This window comes from Pseudomonas khorasanensis, from assembly GCF_014268505.2.
Lineage (GTDB): Bacteria > Pseudomonadota > Gammaproteobacteria > Pseudomonadales > Pseudomonadaceae > Aquipseudomonas > Aquipseudomonas khorasanensis.
Window position 1 is genome coordinate 453,529 of sequence record NZ_JABWQP020000001.1, and the last position, 15,589, is coordinate 469,117.

General features: G+C 60.6%; 14 protein-coding genes. 7 read left to right on the forward strand and 7 right to left on the reverse strand.

The features are described from left to right. Positions 1-2: 2 nt before the first annotated feature. The 4 genes from glcE to HU727_RS02220 all read right to left on the reverse strand — a co-directional run bounded on the left by glcE (position 3) and on the right by HU727_RS02220 (position 5,114). Positions 3-1,052, reverse strand: a complete 1,050-nt coding sequence (glcE, locus tag HU727_RS02205) for a glycolate oxidase subunit GlcE (protein ID WP_186528064.1) — start codon at positions 1,050-1,052, stop codon at positions 3-5. Beyond that, entirely contained in the window at positions 1,052-2,551 is a 1,500-nt protein-coding gene (glcD, locus tag HU727_RS02210; protein ID WP_186528065.1) for a glycolate oxidase subunit GlcD, read from the reverse strand. The genes glcE and glcD overlap by 1 nt, the downstream gene beginning before the upstream one ends. Positions 2,552-2,711: 160 nt before the next feature. Further along, positions 2,712-3,638 carry an alpha/beta fold hydrolase gene (locus HU727_RS02215; protein ID WP_186528066.1) on the reverse strand — a complete coding sequence of 309 codons (927 nt, stop codon included), beginning with the start codon at positions 3,636-3,638 and terminating at the stop codon, positions 2,712-2,714. 21 nt (positions 3,639-3,659) lie between these two features. Then, positions 3,660-5,114, reverse strand: coding sequence for a flavin-containing monooxygenase (locus HU727_RS02220; protein ID WP_186528067.1), 1,455 nt, complete (start codon positions 5,112-5,114; stop codon positions 3,660-3,662). Positions 5,115-5,303: 189 nt separating this feature from the next. Between HU727_RS02220 and HU727_RS02225 the strand changes: the two genes are divergently transcribed. The 7 genes from HU727_RS02225 to HU727_RS02255 all read left to right on the forward strand — a co-directional run bounded on the left by HU727_RS02225 (position 5,304) and on the right by HU727_RS02255 (position 12,219). Continuing rightward, positions 5,304-6,377, forward strand: coding sequence for a diguanylate cyclase (locus tag HU727_RS02225; RefSeq protein WP_186528068.1), 1,074 nt, complete (start codon positions 5,304-5,306; stop codon positions 6,375-6,377). Between the two features lie 234 nt (positions 6,378-6,611). Then, the gene (locus HU727_RS02230; RefSeq protein WP_186528069.1) at positions 6,612-7,850 is read left to right on the forward strand and encodes a M20/M25/M40 family metallo-hydrolase; all 1,239 of its coding nucleotides are present in this window, start codon (positions 6,612-6,614) and stop codon (positions 7,848-7,850) included. A 301-nt stretch (positions 7,851-8,151) separates the two neighbouring features. Next, positions 8,152-9,327, forward strand: a complete 1,176-nt coding sequence (locus HU727_RS02235) for a hypothetical protein (protein ID WP_186528070.1) — start codon at positions 8,152-8,154, stop codon at positions 9,325-9,327. Next, the gene (locus HU727_RS02240) at positions 9,324-10,049 is read left to right on the forward strand and encodes a DUF892 family protein (protein ID WP_186528071.1); all 726 of its coding nucleotides are present in this window, start codon (positions 9,324-9,326) and stop codon (positions 10,047-10,049) included. Before HU727_RS02235 ends, HU727_RS02240 begins: the two co-directional genes overlap by 4 nt. 68 nt (positions 10,050-10,117) lie before the next feature. Further along, the gene (locus HU727_RS02245; protein WP_186529313.1) at positions 10,118-10,570 is read left to right on the forward strand and encodes a hypothetical protein; all 453 of its coding nucleotides are present in this window, start codon (positions 10,118-10,120) and stop codon (positions 10,568-10,570) included. Positions 10,571-10,606: 36 nt separating this feature from the next. Then, a complete protein-coding gene (locus HU727_RS02250) occupies positions 10,607-11,032 on the forward strand; it encodes an HPF/RaiA family ribosome-associated protein (protein WP_186528072.1) in 426 nt (141 codons plus the stop codon). 11 nt (positions 11,033-11,043) lie between these two features. Further along, positions 11,044-12,219: a baeRF3 domain-containing protein gene (locus HU727_RS02255; protein WP_186528073.1), complete on the forward strand. Its 1,176-nt coding sequence runs from the start codon at positions 11,044-11,046 to the stop codon at positions 12,217-12,219. A 175-nt stretch (positions 12,220-12,394) separates the two neighbouring features. Here HU727_RS02255 and HU727_RS02260 read toward each other — a convergent pair whose 3' ends face one another. The 3 genes from HU727_RS02260 to HU727_RS02270 form a co-directional block, all read right to left on the reverse strand. Beyond that, entirely contained in the window at positions 12,395-13,264 is an 870-nt protein-coding gene (locus HU727_RS02260; protein ID WP_186528074.1) for an isocitrate lyase/PEP mutase family protein, read from the reverse strand. A gap of 153 nt (positions 13,265-13,417) precedes the next feature. After that, a complete protein-coding gene (gene astA / locus HU727_RS02265; protein ID WP_186528075.1) occupies positions 13,418-14,452 on the reverse strand; it encodes an arginine N-succinyltransferase in 1,035 nt (344 codons plus the stop codon). 49 nt (positions 14,453-14,501) lie between these two features. Continuing rightward, positions 14,502-15,518 (reverse strand): arginine N-succinyltransferase, encoded by a 1,017-nt coding sequence (locus HU727_RS02270; RefSeq protein WP_186528076.1) that lies wholly within the window; start codon positions 15,516-15,518, stop codon positions 14,502-14,504. Between the last annotated feature and the right edge of the window lie 71 nt (positions 15,519-15,589).

Sequence of the window (15,589 nt, forward strand, 5' to 3'; positions counted from 1 at the left end):
GGCTAAACCTGCGCGTACATTCGTCCGGGGTTGAACAGCCCTTGCGGGTCGAGTTGGGTCTTGAGTTGGCGGTGGTAGCGCAGCAAGGTCGGCGCCAGTGGCTGGAACGGCGAGTCGGTGGCGCCATGGGTGAAGCAGGTGGCATGCCCGCCGAAGGACTCGGCGAGGGCATGGATGTCGTTGCTGTCGGATTTCAGCCAGCGCAGCGCACCGGCCCAGTCGATCAATTGCTCGCCGGGCAGGTCGAGCGGGCCAAGATTGTTCGGCAATGACAGGCGCCAGAGCGGCAAACCTTCGTCGAAAAAGCTTAAGCGCTGCTCGTTCAAATCCCGCCAGAATGTCAAGTCCAGTGGCTCGCCACCGAGGCGTTGATGCGCGGCGGTCACTGACCCTTCTCCGCCCTCCAGACGCAGATAAAGACTCTGCCCGTCGTGACACGCGGCGCTGATCGGCAGCGGTTGCTGGCCCCATTCGGCAAGTCTGCTCAAGGCGCGGGTGCAATCGATATCGAGGCGGATGCTCAAGCATTGGCGCGGTTTTGGCAGAACCTTGAGCGACACTTCGGTCAACACGCCGAGGCAACCATAACTGCCGGCCATCAGCCGCGACAGGTCATAACCGGCGACGTTTTTCATCACTTCTCCACCGAAGCGCAAATGCCGGCCGAGGCCGGTGATCACCCGCGTACCGAGGACGAAATCGCGCACAGAGCCCGCCCACGGCCGCCGTGGCCCGGACAATCCCGTGGCGATCATGCCACCTACCGTGGCGCTTTCAGCGAAGGATGGCGGTTCGCAGGGCAGCATTTGACCCGCGTCATCCAGCGCTGCAAGCAGCTCGGACAATGGCGTGCCGGCGCGCGCTGTAATCACCAGTTCAGTCGGCTCATAGCGCACGATGCCGCGATGGGTGCGGGTGTCGAGCACTTCGCCGGCCACCTCGCGGCCGAGAAAAGCCTTGCTGTTGCCGCCCTGAATTTTCAGCGGCGTGGTATTGGCTCGCGCGGCGTTGACCTGATCGAGCAGAACCTCGGCGGCATCGACGTCGGCCATCAGAAACGCTCCAGCTCGGGGAAGGGCAGTTGCCCGGCGTGAATGTGCATCGCGCCGAATTCGGCACACCGATGCAGGGTCGGAATGTTCTTGCCGGGGTTGAGCAGGCCTTGCGGATCGAATGCGGCTTTGACCGCGTGAAACAGCAGCAACTCGTCGCTGTTGAATTGCGCGCACATCTGATTGATTTTCTCTCGGCCGACGCCGTGCTCGCCGGTGATGCTGCCGCCGACTTTCACGCACAGTTCAAGGATTTTGCCGCCCAACGCCTCGGCGCGATGCAGTTCGCCCGGCTGGTTGGCGTCGAACAGGATCAGGGGGTGCATGTTGCCGTCGCCGGCATGGAACACGTTGGCGACGCGCAAGCCATATTCCTCGCCAAGACGGGCGATGCCCTGCAGGACAGCGGGCAATTCGCGGCGAGGGATGGTGCCGTCCATGCAGTAATAATCCGGCGACAAGCGGCCGATGGCCGGAAAAGCATTCTTGCGCCCGGCCCAGAAGCGCACGCGCTCGGCCTCGTCCTGCGCCTGTCGCACTTCGGTGGCGCCGGCCCGGTTCATGACTTCGCGCACCCGATGGCAATCGTCATGCACGTCGGCTTCGACGCCATCAAGTTCGCACAGCAGAATCGCCTCGGCATCGACCGGGTAGCCGGCGTGGATAAAGTCTTCGGCGGCGCGAATGGCGAGGTTGTCCATCATTTCAAGGCCGCCCGGAATGATCCCGGCGGCGATGATTTCGGCAACGGCGTGGCCGGCCTTTTCCACCGAATCGAAACTGCCGAGCAAGACTTTGGCCACCTGGGGTTTGGGCAGCAGTTTGACCGTGACTTCGGTGATGATGCCCAGCAGGCCTTCTGACCCGGTGAACAGTGCGAGCAGGTCGAAACCGGCTGAATCCAGTGCGTCGGAGCCGAGCGTCAAGCGCTCGCCCTCGATAGTCAGTACTTCGATCTTGAGCACGTTGTGCACGGTCAGGCCGTATTTGAGGCAATGCACGCCGCCTGCGTTTTCTGCGACGTTGCCCCCAATCGAACAGGCAATTTGTGATGACGGATCGGGCGCGTAATACAACCCGAACGGGGCCGCCGCTTGAGAGATGGCAAGATTGCGCACGCCGGGCTGAACCCGTGCGGTGCGAGCGGCGGGGTCGATGTGCAGGATGTTGTTGAACCGCGCCATGACCAGCAGCAAGCCTTTTTCCAGGGGCAGGGCGCCGCCGGACAAACCGGTGCCGGCACCACGGGCGACCACGGGCACATTGTTCCGGTGGCAGAGTTTGAGCAGGGTTTGCACTTGCTCCAGGCGCCGGGGCAGGGCGACCAGCATCGGCGTGGTGCGATAGGCCGAGAGCCCGTCGCATTCGTAGGGTTTCAGTTCCTCCTCGCGCCAGAGGATGTCCAGCTCCGGCAGCGCTTGTTGCAACGCCTTGAGCAAGTCGGCCTTGTTAACGTCGGGCAACGCACCGTCGAGACGTTCATCGTAAAGAATGTTCATGGCGGCTCACCCATTTCCAGAGCGCTGATCGTACCTACGCTCTGCGTGGGAATGCAGCCCGTGACGCTCCGCGTCACTGGACGCGGAGCGTCCCTTGAGGCGTTCCCATGCGGAGCATGGGAACGATCAGTCGCGCAGTCAGTGGCAGCGGCTTCGATGTTCATCGCAGCTGTTCCAGAAATTCCTGGTACAGCCGCGCCGTATTCCCCGGTTGTTCAACCATCGGCATGTGCCCGACGTGATCCCAGACGTCCACGCGCAGATTGGCGATGCCCTTGCTCCACACCGGTACGCTGCTGACATCGATCAGGCGATCCTTGCGCCCCCACAGCAGCAGCGCCGGGCATTTGATGTCGGCCAGTTTCGGCTCCATTGGCGGGCTGGCGCGGAAGTCGCGGAAGATTTCTTCGAGTTCATCACGCTGTCGCTCGTAACGCTGAGCGACAGCATCCAGGACAAGCTTCGGCACCCACGGTGGCGATTCCATGGTCATGGCGTAAAAGCGCTGGAATTCCTCCCGGGAATTGATCAGGAACGGATTGTGGCCTCGCGCCAAATGGCGCTCCATGTCGCTGGGCTCTGGCGCGGTGACGCCGGCCGGATCGATCAATGCAACCGAAGCGATACGCTCCGGATAGGTCGCCGCCAGCCACGCGGCGATGTAGCCACCCATCGAGTTGCCGATGACATGGACCTTTTCCACGCCGCAGACGTCGAGTAACTGGATCATTCGCTTGGCCTGCAGGGCGATGTCGTAGCCGCCTCCGGCCTTGAAGCCGGTTTCACCGTGGCCGGCGAGGTCGGGAATGATCACCCGGTATTGCCGGACAAAATGCCGGGCGCAGCGCAGCCACAGGTTTTTATCAGCGCTGAAGCCGTGCAGCATCAGGATCGCGCTGGACGCCTCATACGGCCCGCCTTGCCAGGTCGATACGCTCATCTCGGCGATCGGCACTTCGATCTTGTGCAATTTGTACAACTTGGCCTCGATGGCCATGTTCAGGTTGTACAGCCAATGGCCGACCGCCGGGTAACTCAACCAGCTCCAGGCTGCAAAAACTGCGAGTGCGACAAACAGCAAAAGCATCGACGTCTTCCTTTTACGTGTTCAGGACAAAATGTGGTCGGCCGGTTTCAGCGCCCGGGTGAGCAGGTGATAGCTGAAACTGAAGCCGGGAAACATTGCGATCACATGACCGCTCTTGCTCTGGTACCAACTGTGGCAGCCACCGGATTTCCACACCGTGCGCTGCATTTCCCGGTGGATCATTGCAGTGTAGGTACGTTCCGCGTCATGGCGCACTTCGATGCTGCGCAAGCCTTTGGCCTGCACGGTGCGGATGCAGTCGAGGATGTAGTTCATCTGCGATTCGATGATGAACAGCGCCGAGGTGTGGCCAATGCCGGTGTTCGGGCCGGTGACGATAAACAGGTTGGGGAAGTCCGGCAGGCTGGTGCCAAGGTAGGCGCGAGGGTATTCGGCCCAGACATCTCTGAGTTGCACCGCGTTTTTGCCGCTGACCGGGTAGGAAATGACCCCGTCAGTGGCGTCGTAACCCGTCGACCAGACGATCAGATCAACATCGATGTGCTCGCCATCCGCAGTATTGATCCCGGTTTCGTCAATCGAGGCGATGCCGTGCTCGCGACTGTGCAACGTCACGTTGGCGCGGGTCAGCGCCGGGTAATAGGTGCTGGAAACCAGCACCCGTTTGCAGCCGATGGTGAACTCCGGGGTGAGTTTCTGTCGCAGCACCGGGTCCGGGACCTGACGCTTGAGAAAACGCAGCGCCTGTTGCTGCACCAGATGGATCGCCGGTTTCGAATATTTGAAGGCTATGACGCGGGTTTCGAATTGCCAGTAGATCAGCCAGCGCAGCAGTTTATAGGCCGGTTTCAAACCGAGCAGCCAGCGCTGAAACCGACCGAATTTTCGATCGGCACGGGGCAGAACCCAGTGCGGCGTACGCTGGAATACATGCAGCCTTTCGACCTGCGGCGCAATGGCTGGAACCACCTGCGCCGCGCTGGCTCCACTGCCGACAATCGCCACGCGTTTACCGCGATAGTCGTAGCTGTGATCCCAATGGTTCGTATGAAAAGTCTTTCCTTGAAAGCGATCCTGTCCAGGAAAGTGTGGGATGACCGGCTGACTCAACGGCCCGGAGGCATTGATCAGGAACCGCGTATGAAAAGTGCCCTTGGCGCGGGTATGCACCGCCCATTGTCTCTGCGCCTCGTCCCATTCGACGCGTTCCACATCTGCTTGCAGATCGACTCGTTCGCGCAGGCCAAATTGCTCGATCACCTGTTCGGTGTAACGCTGCAGTTCCGCCTGTTCGGCGAACATCTGCGACCAGCGGTAGGGCGCGAATGACAGCGAGTACAGCGGCGACGGCACGTCCACCGCGGCGCCAGGGTAGGTGTTCTGGCACCAGGTGCCGCCGAAGAAGTCCCGTCGTTCCAGGATTCGAAAGTCATCGATCCCGGCCTTGAGCAGGTTGACCGCCGCGCACTGGCCGCCGAAACCGCTGCCGATGATCAATACGAGGTAGGTATGCATTGGCCCCCTTCTTATAGTTGTTTTTCCATTTCCCCTCTTTCATTTATAGCCAACTCTGGGCCGGGCGTGGGGCGCTGATAGCGCTCTATTCAGGCCGCTGGCCGGTGATGGCTATTTAACGGCGCCCTGATAGACTCCGATCACACCTGTGTCGGGGTGTAACCATTGCATCGCGCGGTCGAGGCCCTTATGGGAAATACGCGAGGAAAGGGACTTTCACTGGCCAGGAGGCTGTATAAATCGCGGGTGTTCGGGCTGGTGCTTGGGCTCATGTGTGTCAGCGTGGCGATGTACCCGCTCGATCCGCCGCTGTGGGTGTGGGGCCTGATGCTGTTCAACGGCCTGGTGTGGCCACATCTGGCTTTTCAGTGGGCGCGCCGCTCAAGCATTCCGTACCGTGCCGAACACCGTAATTTGCTGATAGATGCGTTCATGGGCGGCTTCTGGGTCGTCGCCATGCAGTTCAATCCACTGCCCAGCGCCACCACCGTGTCGATGATGGCGATGAACAATGTCGCGATTGGCGGATTGCGGTTTCTGCTGGCGGGGACGGCGGCACAACTTCTCGGTCTGGCCGTGGGGCTGGTAGTGTTTGCGCCGACTTTCATCCCGCAAACTTCGCCGTTGCAGCTTTACGCCTGTTTGCCCTTGTTGTTGCTGTATCCCCTGGCGCTGGGCTGGATTTGCTTCCGTCAGGCCTCGACCCTCGGTCGGCACAAGCGCGAGCTGTTGGCCCTGAGTCGCACCGACAGCCTGACCGGTCTGCTCAACCACGGTGCGTGGAAGGATCAACTGAACCTCGCGTTTCAGCGCTGTAAACGACAGCAGCAGGGTGCGGCAATTGCCTTGATCGACATCGACCATTTCAAAGCGATCAACGATACCTACGGGCATGTCGCTGGCGACATCGTGCTGCGCCAGTTGAGCAAGCTGCTCAAGCAAAACCTGCGAGCCACCGATGTGGCGGGGCGTTACGGCGGGGATGAGTTCTGCGTGATCCTGCCGGAGCTGCCGTTATTCAACGCGGCTCAGGCCATGGAAGCCTTGCGCGAGCGTTTCGCGATTCTGGGTTATGAGCAGAACCCGGCGTTGAAAGTCAGCTTGAGCATTGGCCTGGCCGCGTACGACCCGACCCATGCCGACGCCACGCGTTGGCTGGATGAGGCCGATCAGGCGTTGTACGAAGCCAAGGCGAGCGGGCGCAACCGGGTGATCTGCAACAGCGAAGACAAGCCGAGGCAGGCGGTGCTGGATTCACTCTGAAAGGTGTTTGATGATCCCGTGCAGAAGCTGCCGAAGGCTGCGATCTTTTGATTTTGGACGCAGAGCGTCCCTGGCTGCATTCCCACGCAGAGCGTGGGAACGATCAAGATCGTAGCCTTCGGCAGCTCCTACCGTTTTGTTCGGTGTTGGTCTGGAGAGTGTCGTATCCGTTATAGAGCCGAGCGCCAATGTCGGGTACGGTTAAATCCCCCGACACGAAACAAGGACTGCTTCATGACGTTCTCATTTCCCCGTTCTCTGCTGGCCGCCGGCCTCGGCCTGTCCCTCGCTTTCTCGGCTGCCAACGCCATCGCCGAACCGCACAAACAAGTGCTTGCCGATGCCGAGCAATACCAGCCAGAAGCCCTGAAACTGCTGGAACGGCTGGTCAATATCGACTCCGGTTCCGGCTATGAGCCGGGCCTCAAGCAGGTCAGCGACATCGCTATCGATGAGCTGAAAAAGCTCGGCGCTACCATCGAGCTGGTGCCCAACACTCCGGAAAAATCCAACCACGTGCTGGCCACGCTCAAAGGCACCGGCAAGGCGAAGATCCTGCTGATGGCGCACATGGATACGGTCTTCAAGGAAGGCTCTGCCGCCGAGCGTCCCTTCCACATCAAGGACGGTCGCGCCTACGGCCCGGGTGTGATGGATGACAAGGGCGGCATCGTTGCCGGCATCTACGCGCTGAAAGTGCTGAAGAACCTCGATTTCAAAGACTACGCGCAGATCACCTTCCTGCTCGACGCCAGCGAAGAAACCGGCTCGGACGTCGCCACCGACCTGATCAAGAAAACCGCCAAACAGCACGACGTGACCCTCAACCTTGAACCCGGTCGCCCGGCCGATGGCCTGGTGGTGTGGCGCAAGGGCAGTGCGACGGCACTGGTCGAGGTCAAGGGCAAAGCCGCGCACGCCGGTGTCGCACCCGAGCTGGGGCGCAATGATGCGATGGAAGCGGCGCACCAGATTCTACAACTGGGCAAGCTCGGTGATGAGGCGAAGAAAACCACCATCAACTTCACGGTGCTCAAGGCTGGCGATCGCACCAACGTGATTCCCGATCAAGCCACCGCCAAGGCTGACGTGCGCGCGGCGGTGCCGGAGGAGTTTGACCGGATCGAGAGAGATCTGGCGCGGGTGTCGCAGGACAAACTGATTGCCGAGACTGAAGTGAAAACCTCTTTGCAGCGCGGTCTGCCGCCAATGCCCCAGACCGCTGATTCGGATCGTCTGATGGCCATGGCCCAAGGCATTTATGGCGAGATTGGCCGCAAGTTGACGGAAGAGGGCAGCGGTGGTGCGGCGGATGCCAGTTTATCCGCCGGGGTGGGGACGCCGACGCTGGATGGCTTCGGGATTGTCGGCGGCAACATCCACACGCCGGAGGAATATGCCGAGGTGGCGAGTGTGGCGCCGCGGATTTATCTGTTGTCGCGGATGATCATGGAGTTGTCCAAGCCGCGCTGAGGCAGCTTGCAAGCACATCGATCCCACGCACCGCGTGGGATTTCAGCCCGGGGCGCTCTGCGCCCTTTCTTTATCTGCACGCGTAGCGGCCGAACCGCTCATCGGTTTTCAGCACAATAAAACCGATGTTTTCTCCTCGTTTCTTTGTCATCTCCATGAGACCGCAGCCCTTTCAATACGGCCGTTTCGCTGTGAAACACCATCCGTCGACACAGAGGAATGGGCGGATGACTGGCGCAGTCGACTTTGAACAGTGGGCCTCCACAGGCGTTGCGTGTTGACTGATGAAGGAGAGCGACAGATGACGAAAATTGACAATCTGCTGGATAACAAAGGCACTCCGCTGGACAAGCAGAGTTTTACCTGGCGCGAGCTGGCCGGCAAACCGATCAGCAAGCTCGATGATGATGCGTTCACCCGTGTGCGGGTGATCCTGATGAATGGCGTGGAATCCGACGCCCTGCGACTCAAGCATTTCGGATCACGGTTTCACAAGGAACTGCAATTGCCGCTCGCGCAGATTCGCCGCGTCGAGCAGCATCAGATGACCTCCATCAACTGGCTGCTCTCGGCAGACCATTCGCCGCTGGAAACCACGGTTGCCTATGAGCAAGTGGCGATCGAGGTCACGGCTGCCGTTGCGCAAAACGAGCCCGACCCGTATCAGGCGCAAACCTACCGGTTTGGCCTGCTGGAAGACTTCGATCATCTTTATCGCTATGCGGCCATGCTCGATCGGCTCGAAGGCAAGGACGCCAACAACATCTTGCAGGGCTACACCGATCTGGTGCCCGGCCGGCCGACCAGCGAGCACCACCGCGCACCCGGCGACGACCTGCGCGACAACTATGAAAAAGACAACGCCGCGCTGATCACCAAGATCCATGCGGCGTTGATTACCGGCGCCGAATACCAGACCCACGATTACTACATGAACATCGGCCCGCTGTTTGCCGATCCGGTAGCCCGCGCGCTCTACGCCGAGATCGCCTCTGTCGAAGAGCAACACGTCACCCAGTACGGGTCGTTGCAAGACCCCGCCGAGACGTTCATGGAGAAGTGGCTCGTCCACGAAGCGATGGAGGTCTACACCTACGCCAGCTGCGCCGAGCAAGAAGAAAACCCTCGGCTGAAAGCAATGTGGGAACGCTTTGTCGACTACGAACTGGGCCATCTCAATCTGGCGTGTGAGCTGTTCAAAAAATACGAACGGCGCGATCCCGCCGAAGTGCTCGCCGGGCCGTTGCCGCGCATGATCGAATTCAAGAGCCAGCGTGATTTCGTGCGCGAAACCTTGTCGCGCGAGGTTGACCTGCGTGCGCATGGCATCGACTACGTCCCCAAGGAAAAAGAAGCGCGACCTTCCCTCGATTACCGCGCTCAGCTCAACAGTGAAGGCGTGCCCGCCAACGTCGTGTCGGCCGGTTACACCTTCAAGCCCGGTACGGAACTCAACGAAGTGGGAGAACAGCAATGAGCGAACCTCAAGTAATCCTCGGCACCAATCGCACCGGCGTACAAACCTCGCCAGAAGGCACGGCTCGTCAACTGGAGGCGACCCGGATGTTTCCGGCCGACGTGCCGGGCGACATGAGCGTCTACACCGCTGAACGCGAGCGCGCGATTCGCGAGGCTGACCTGATCGGTTCGGTGCCGCCGCCGGCGACCACCAAAGGCATGGTCAAGACTGCGCTGGACAAAACCATCGGTAAGGCCCCGGAGGTGCTGATCGACAAACTGGGCGAGCGTCTGGCCTTCGAACGCACCGGCGTGCGGCTGTATGAAGCGATGGTGGCCAAGGCGACTTCGGCACCGGGTGCCGATCCGGCGCTGGTTGAAACGTTGCGCAGTATTCAAGCCGATGAGTTGGAGCACATGAACATCGTGCGCGAAGCCATCGAAACCCTCGGCGGCGATCCAACGGCCATGACGCCTTGCGCGGATGTGGCCGGCGTCAAGGCGATGGGCGTCCTGCAAGTGTTGACCGACCCACGCACGACGGTGTCGCAGTCGATGAGTGCGATTCTGACTATCGAGCTGGAAGACAACGCGGCCTGGGAATTGCTGATCGAGCTGGCACAGAAGGGCGGTCATCCGTTGATCGCCAAACGCTTCAAGCACGCGCTTGAGCAAGAAGAAACACACCTGGCCACGGTTCGGCAGTTCATCCGTACCGACCTGCTTGAGCAAGTGAGCTGAGCCGTGAGCAACGCGTGGTTTCAGGTCGAATATCGGCCTGGAACCACCGACTCGAGAAGGACACCGCCGTGAGTGAAACCGATCTTGAAATGGAACTGAAAGCGTGGCGTCTGTTGCTGGAGGACGACGTCTATCGGCTGGATTTTCCCGACGATTATCACCACACACTGATCCAGCGTGCCGACGAATTGCTCCTGCACGAATGGATCACACAGAACGACTGGCAACTGCTCAAAAACGCTGCGGACGACGCGTATGAATTCACCCTCGAAAGTCTCGCGCGCGAGCAGCGCGACTGCCTGAAAACTTCGTCGCTGGAACTGCCGACAGGTCATGAAGACGGCAATCGAGAGCAATCGCCAAGCGCCGCATCCACCAAGGGGAGCGTCATGATGACTGATGAAAAGAAAGACCAACCCAACGACCCATCGCAAGACACCGTGCCTGCGCATTCCACCGAGCAGGAGCGCGAGCGCTTGAAAGACTTCAACAAGGACGGCATCCCGCCGGGAAATTGCTGATCGCACCCAAGCCCAGAGCACGCGGAGTATTTCAACATGCAAGTACAAGTAGACAGCAACCATATCGAAGGCAGCGCCGAACTGCAGGAGTGGGTGGGCAGCACCGTGGTCGATGAGCTGGAACGTTTTTCATCTTTTTTGACCCGGGTCGAAATTCACGTCGGCGACGTCAATGCGCAGAAAGCCGGAGCGCAAGACAAGCGCTGCCAGATCGAAGCCCATCCCAAGGGTCACACCTCGCTTTCGGCCACCCACTACGCGGAGAGTCTGGAGCTGGCTGTCGCCGGTGCGGCGAAGAAAATTGCCCATGGCCTTGAACATCTGGTGGGGCGCTTGTCGCCGCGCGTCGAATCGACCGGACGCCTGACGGCACCGCCGGTTCGGGAAGATTCACCAGCGGAAATCGACGCCATGCTCGAAGACGAGTTTCTGGCCAAACAAGCTGACCTGGAGAAAGAGTAAGGAGTGTCGACATGGCCCGAATTCAGCCGTTTACCCACGAGACGCTGAGCACCCTGCTGGCGCTGAGTGATCGTCTCAACCTCAGCCTGTATATGCCAGCTCATCGAACCTTCCCGGAACGTTCGCAAGACCCGATCCGGTTCAAGAATCTGGTCAGGCAACTGGAGGGTTTGCTCGAACAACACGCGCCAGAGGCGCCCAGGGAAACCGTGCTCGCGCCGTTTCATGAACTGCTGGACGATCAGTCGTTCTGGAACATCTGCCCGGAGTCCATTGCAGTCTTCGCCGGCGCCGAACATTTCATCGTTCTGGGGCTGCATCAACCGGTCCGAGAGCTCGTGTTCGTCAACAGCCACCCGTACCTCAAACCGTTGCTGCGCCTGGCGCCGGTGGCTGATCGTTGCCAGGTGCTCTGTCTGTCGCGCGACAGCGTGCGAATGTACGAAGGGACGGCGCAGCAAATGCAGGAAGTCGAGCTGCCTGCTGCGGTGCCCACCCGTCTGACAGACGCGCTGGGTGAGGAACTCACGCCGCGCAATCAGCAGGGCCACCCCGATGGATTCAGCGGTGGCGGCGAGCGCGGTGATCCGATGATGCACGAGTCGGGCGGCGGCGGTAAGCAGGACGAAATCAACCTCGACCGCGAACGGTTTTTCCGCGCGGTCGACAAAGCCATTACCGAACACTGCTCGCGCCAAAGCAACCTGCCGTTGGTGCTCGTCGCGCTTGCGGAAAATCAGGCGGTTTTCCGGGCGCTGAGCCATAACCCTTTCCTGTTGCCTGACGGGATCGAGCAGGACCCGGCGACGTTGCAGCCAGCGCAACTCGGGGCGGCCTGCGCGAGTGTGTTGCGCAAGCGTCATGACGTTGCGCTGGACAAAGCGTTTGACCGTTTTGGCGTGGCGCTCGGTCAGGGTACGGTGGGGCGGCAGTTGCCGGAGATTGCCGAAGCAGCTGCAGAGGGCAGGGTGGCGTTGCTGCTTGTCGAGGCCGAACGGGAAATTGCCGGCACCATTGCATCCAGTGCGTTGAGTCGCGAGGCTGAAGATACCGGCAAAATTCATTCGGACGACGTACTCGACGAGCTGATTCTGGCGGTGATTCGTCAGGGCGGCGAGGTGGTGGTTGTACCGCCGGAACGCTCGATGCCGACCGAGACCGGGGCGGCAGCGGTCTATCGTTATTGATCGATTAACCCGAGCGCTGGGCAGCTGCTTATGTCGGCCCATTGATATGACGGCAGCCGGTATCGCGAGCGGGCTCGCTCCCACAGTGGGTTTTTGCTGAACACAACATTAGTGTTCAACACGGATCAAATGTGGGAGCGAGCCTGCTCGCGAAGAGGCCTGTGCAACTTTCGCATCACTCCTTCACGCTCATATATTCCTTGGCCCAGAGAATGTATTCCTCCGGCTGGGTATAGGTGTGCGTCAACTCGGTGGCGTTCAGGTCGGCCGCCTGGGTAAAGATTTGTCGCTGTTCGCGAAGGCTGTCGTAGGTTGCCTTGATCGCGGCGAAGTAGGCGCCATGACCATCGATGGTTACGCGCACGCCGAGTTCGGCCAGGCGCTTGTCGTCGCGCAATGCCGGGTTGCCGTAGGTGACCAGCATCAACGGCACGCTCAGGTGCTCGGCGATTTGCTCCAGTTGATCGAAGTCCTGCACGCCGACCATGCAGATACCGTCAGCGCCCGCCGCCTGATATTGGCGGGTACGGCTGATGATTTCCTGGATTGGCAGGATGCCGGCGTTGGTGCGGGCGACGATCGCCATTTCCGTGTCGACCCGGGCTTCCAGTGCCGCGCGGATCTTGCCGACGCCTTCGGCCACGGTGATCAGGTCGGTGGATTTACGGCCGAATTGCGCGGGCAACAAAGTGTCTTCGATGGTCAGTGCCGCGACGCCTGCGCGTTCCAGTTCGACAATGGTGCGCATCACGTTAAGGGCGTTGCCATAGCCGTGATCGGCGTCGGCGATCACTGGCAATTGGGCGACGCGGCCAATGCGCGTGGCCTGTTCAGCGAATTCGCTGAGCGTGATCAGGGCGAAGTCCGGCGCGCCAAGCACCTGCAACGAGGCCACGGAACCGCCGAGAATACCGACTTCAAAACCCAGGTCAGCGGCGATGCGGGCGGACATCGGATCGAACACCGAGGCCGTGTGGTAGCAGGTCTCGGAGGCCAGCAGCTCACGGAAACTACGGCGCAAATCTTGATGGGAAAGCCTGGTCATACGAGTTCCACCAATACAAGGGAATGGAAAGGCTTGAGCAAAGGTGTCAACGCCGAAGAATGAAAAGGCTATCACGCGGATGGGTCAGGAATCATGACGAATTTGCGCGGCAAGACTGGCGGCTGAAAGGGTTAACCTGTGGCGGGCCGAATATCAGGCCGCCACGGCGTGTCGCTGTTGATGGGGAAGCATGACCGCGCGCACCGAATTGCCCGGTTGCAACTGCAAGCGTTTGGCCGTGAGGCGGTCGATCAACAGGCTATTGCCCACCAGGCGGCCGGGCGCCACGGTGATGCGGCAGTTCTCGAGACGGCGATTGTGGATCAGCCACAGCGGCGCTTGCTCATCTGGCGGGCCGAGGCTCAGGATCAGTTCGAGGCTGTCACGCACCGTGCGGATGCTTCGGATCGGCGCTTCGATGACCGGACCACCGTCAAAAATGTCGATGTAGCCCTGATGGGTAAAGCCTTCGGCCTGGAGGATTTTCAATGCCGGTTCGGTGTTCGGGTGCGTCTGGCCGATGGCTGCCTGTGCCTGTTCAGTCAGCAGGCAGGTGTACAAGGGCTGACGCGGCATCAGTTCGGCGATAAAGGCTTTGCTGCCCAGGCCCGACAGGTGGTCGGCATGGGTGAAGTCCATCTGGAAAAAGTGCCGGCCGAGGCTGTCCCAGAAGGGCGAACAGCCGTTTTCGTCGGCGCTGCCGCGCAGTTCGGCAATCATCCGCTCGCCAAACAGGTGGGGGAATTCGGCAACAAACAGCAAGCGCCCCAGCGACAACAATCGGCCGTTGCTGCCGATGCGCTGATCGTGACGCAGGAACAGCGAGCACAGCTCCGATTGACCGGTCAATTCGTTGTTGAGAAACAGCGTCGGGATCTGCCGCTCAATGCCCAGGTCGGGCGCCGAGCTGACGGTCACGCCAAGCCGATAGTTGTAGCAAGGCTCGCGCAGACCCACGGCACCGGCCATCGCGCTGACACCGACCACACGCAGGTCATCGTCTTCGAGCACGAACAGGTAATCGGCGTCGGCACGTTCGACCTGTTCGGCGAACGCCCGTTGCGCCCAGCGCACCCGGTGAGCCAGACGTTCCTCGTTGGCCGGAAGGGTGGTGAACCCGGGTCCTGCCTGCTCAACGAGTGTCATCAGGGCCGGCAGGTCGCTGACTTTTACCGGACGGACAATCATGCTCTTACTCCTTCTGCGTACCGATTCAGGCCCGAACGGCAAACGCGGCTCACAGGGCAACCAGCCTTATCGGATTGCCGTCGCTCACCTTCAGCGCCGCACACATGGCCGGGGTAAGGGGCAGCGGTTGACCCGCCTGATAATCAAGTTCAGTGAACATGGCACGGTAGTCATGCAGGGCGTCGTTGCTCAGCAAATAGCGGCCACTCGCGCCCGTCGAAGCCTGTTGCCGGACAATGGCGGTCTGGCTCTCTGCGATCGAGCGAATGCTGGCGGTGCGTGCATAAAGCGTCGGACCCGCATCGAACAGATCGATGTAGCTGTTGGTTTCGAAGCCTTCGCGCTCAAGGATGTCGAAGGCTTCCTGGCCGTCCGGGTGGACGCGGCCGATGCAGTCCTGGGCCGCTTGCGGCAGCATCGGAACGTAGATCGGGTATTGCGGCATCAGCTCGGCCAGAAAGCGGCGGCTTTGCAGCCCGCACAGGCGCTCGGCTTCAGCGTAGGGCAGGTCAAAAAAATGCTTGCCCAGCGCGTCCCAGAATGGTGAATGGCCGTGCTCGTCGCTGTAGCCGACGATTTCGGTGATCACCGCGTCAGAAAATCGCTCGGCATGCGCGGCGATAAACAGCAGGCGCGCCCTCGATAGCAACTCGGAGAACGGCGTGCGCACCAGCGCCGCATCGATGTGAAAACCGCGCAGCAAGGTGTGATCGTTCAGGTCGTGGCATAGCGACAACGCCGGCACGCCGTGCTCGATGTTGAGTTCGCGCGACATGCTGGTGAACTGGCGGTTGCGCAGGCTGTAGAACGGTTCGTCGAAGCCGGCGGTGGCAAGGATCTCCGAGCAACCGACCAGCCGCCGATCATCGAGGTCTTCCAGCACGAAGAAATAGTTCTCCGGCCCCTGCGCTGTGGCGGCGCTGTCGAACGACGCGCACGATGCGGCGATTTTTTCGCGCAGGCGCTCGCTATCATCGGGCAGCGATGTCACGCCAATCAGGCTCTCGTGGGCCAGGCGCTGTAGTTGGGGCAGGTCATTCTGCTCGACTGGACGTAAGACCAGCATGGATGTACTCCTGTATCAAAAGGTTCGGCTCGTTCGCCGAACCTGACTATCACTGTCGGTTTCCACGCGTT

Coding starts and splice junctions, on each gene's coding strand:
- HU727_RS02260 (WP_186528074.1), bottom strand. CDS start 13,264: ATGACCAGGCTTTCCCATCAAGATTTGCGCCGTAGTTTCCGTGAGCTG.
- HU727_RS02220 (WP_186528067.1), bottom strand. CDS start 5,114: ATGCATACCTACCTCGTATTGATCATCGGCAGCGGTTTCGGCGGCCAG.
- HU727_RS02230 (WP_186528069.1), top strand. CDS start 6,612: ATGACGTTCTCATTTCCCCGTTCTCTGCTGGCCGCCGGCCTCGGCCTG.
- HU727_RS02270 (WP_186528076.1), bottom strand. CDS start 15,518: ATGCTGGTCTTACGTCCAGTCGAGCAGAATGACCTGCCCCAACTACAG.
- HU727_RS02240 (WP_186528071.1), top strand. CDS start 9,324: ATGAGCGAACCTCAAGTAATCCTCGGCACCAATCGCACCGGCGTACAA.
- HU727_RS02225 (WP_186528068.1), top strand. CDS start 5,304: ATGGGAAATACGCGAGGAAAGGGACTTTCACTGGCCAGGAGGCTGTAT.
- HU727_RS02215 (WP_186528066.1), bottom strand. CDS start 3,638: ATGCTTTTGCTGTTTGTCGCACTCGCAGTTTTTGCAGCCTGGAGCTGG.
- HU727_RS02235 (WP_186528070.1), top strand. CDS start 8,152: ATGACGAAAATTGACAATCTGCTGGATAACAAAGGCACTCCGCTGGAC.
- HU727_RS02255 (WP_186528073.1), top strand. CDS start 11,044: ATGGCCCGAATTCAGCCGTTTACCCACGAGACGCTGAGCACCCTGCTG.
- astA (WP_186528075.1), bottom strand. CDS start 14,452: ATGATTGTCCGTCCGGTAAAAGTCAGCGACCTGCCGGCCCTGATGACA.
- glcE (WP_186528064.1), bottom strand. CDS start 1,052: ATGGCCGACGTCGATGCCGCCGAGGTTCTGCTCGATCAGGTCAACGCC.
- glcD (WP_186528065.1), bottom strand. CDS start 2,551: ATGAACATTCTTTACGATGAACGTCTCGACGGTGCGTTGCCCGACGTT.
- HU727_RS02250 (WP_186528072.1), top strand. CDS start 10,607: ATGCAAGTACAAGTAGACAGCAACCATATCGAAGGCAGCGCCGAACTG.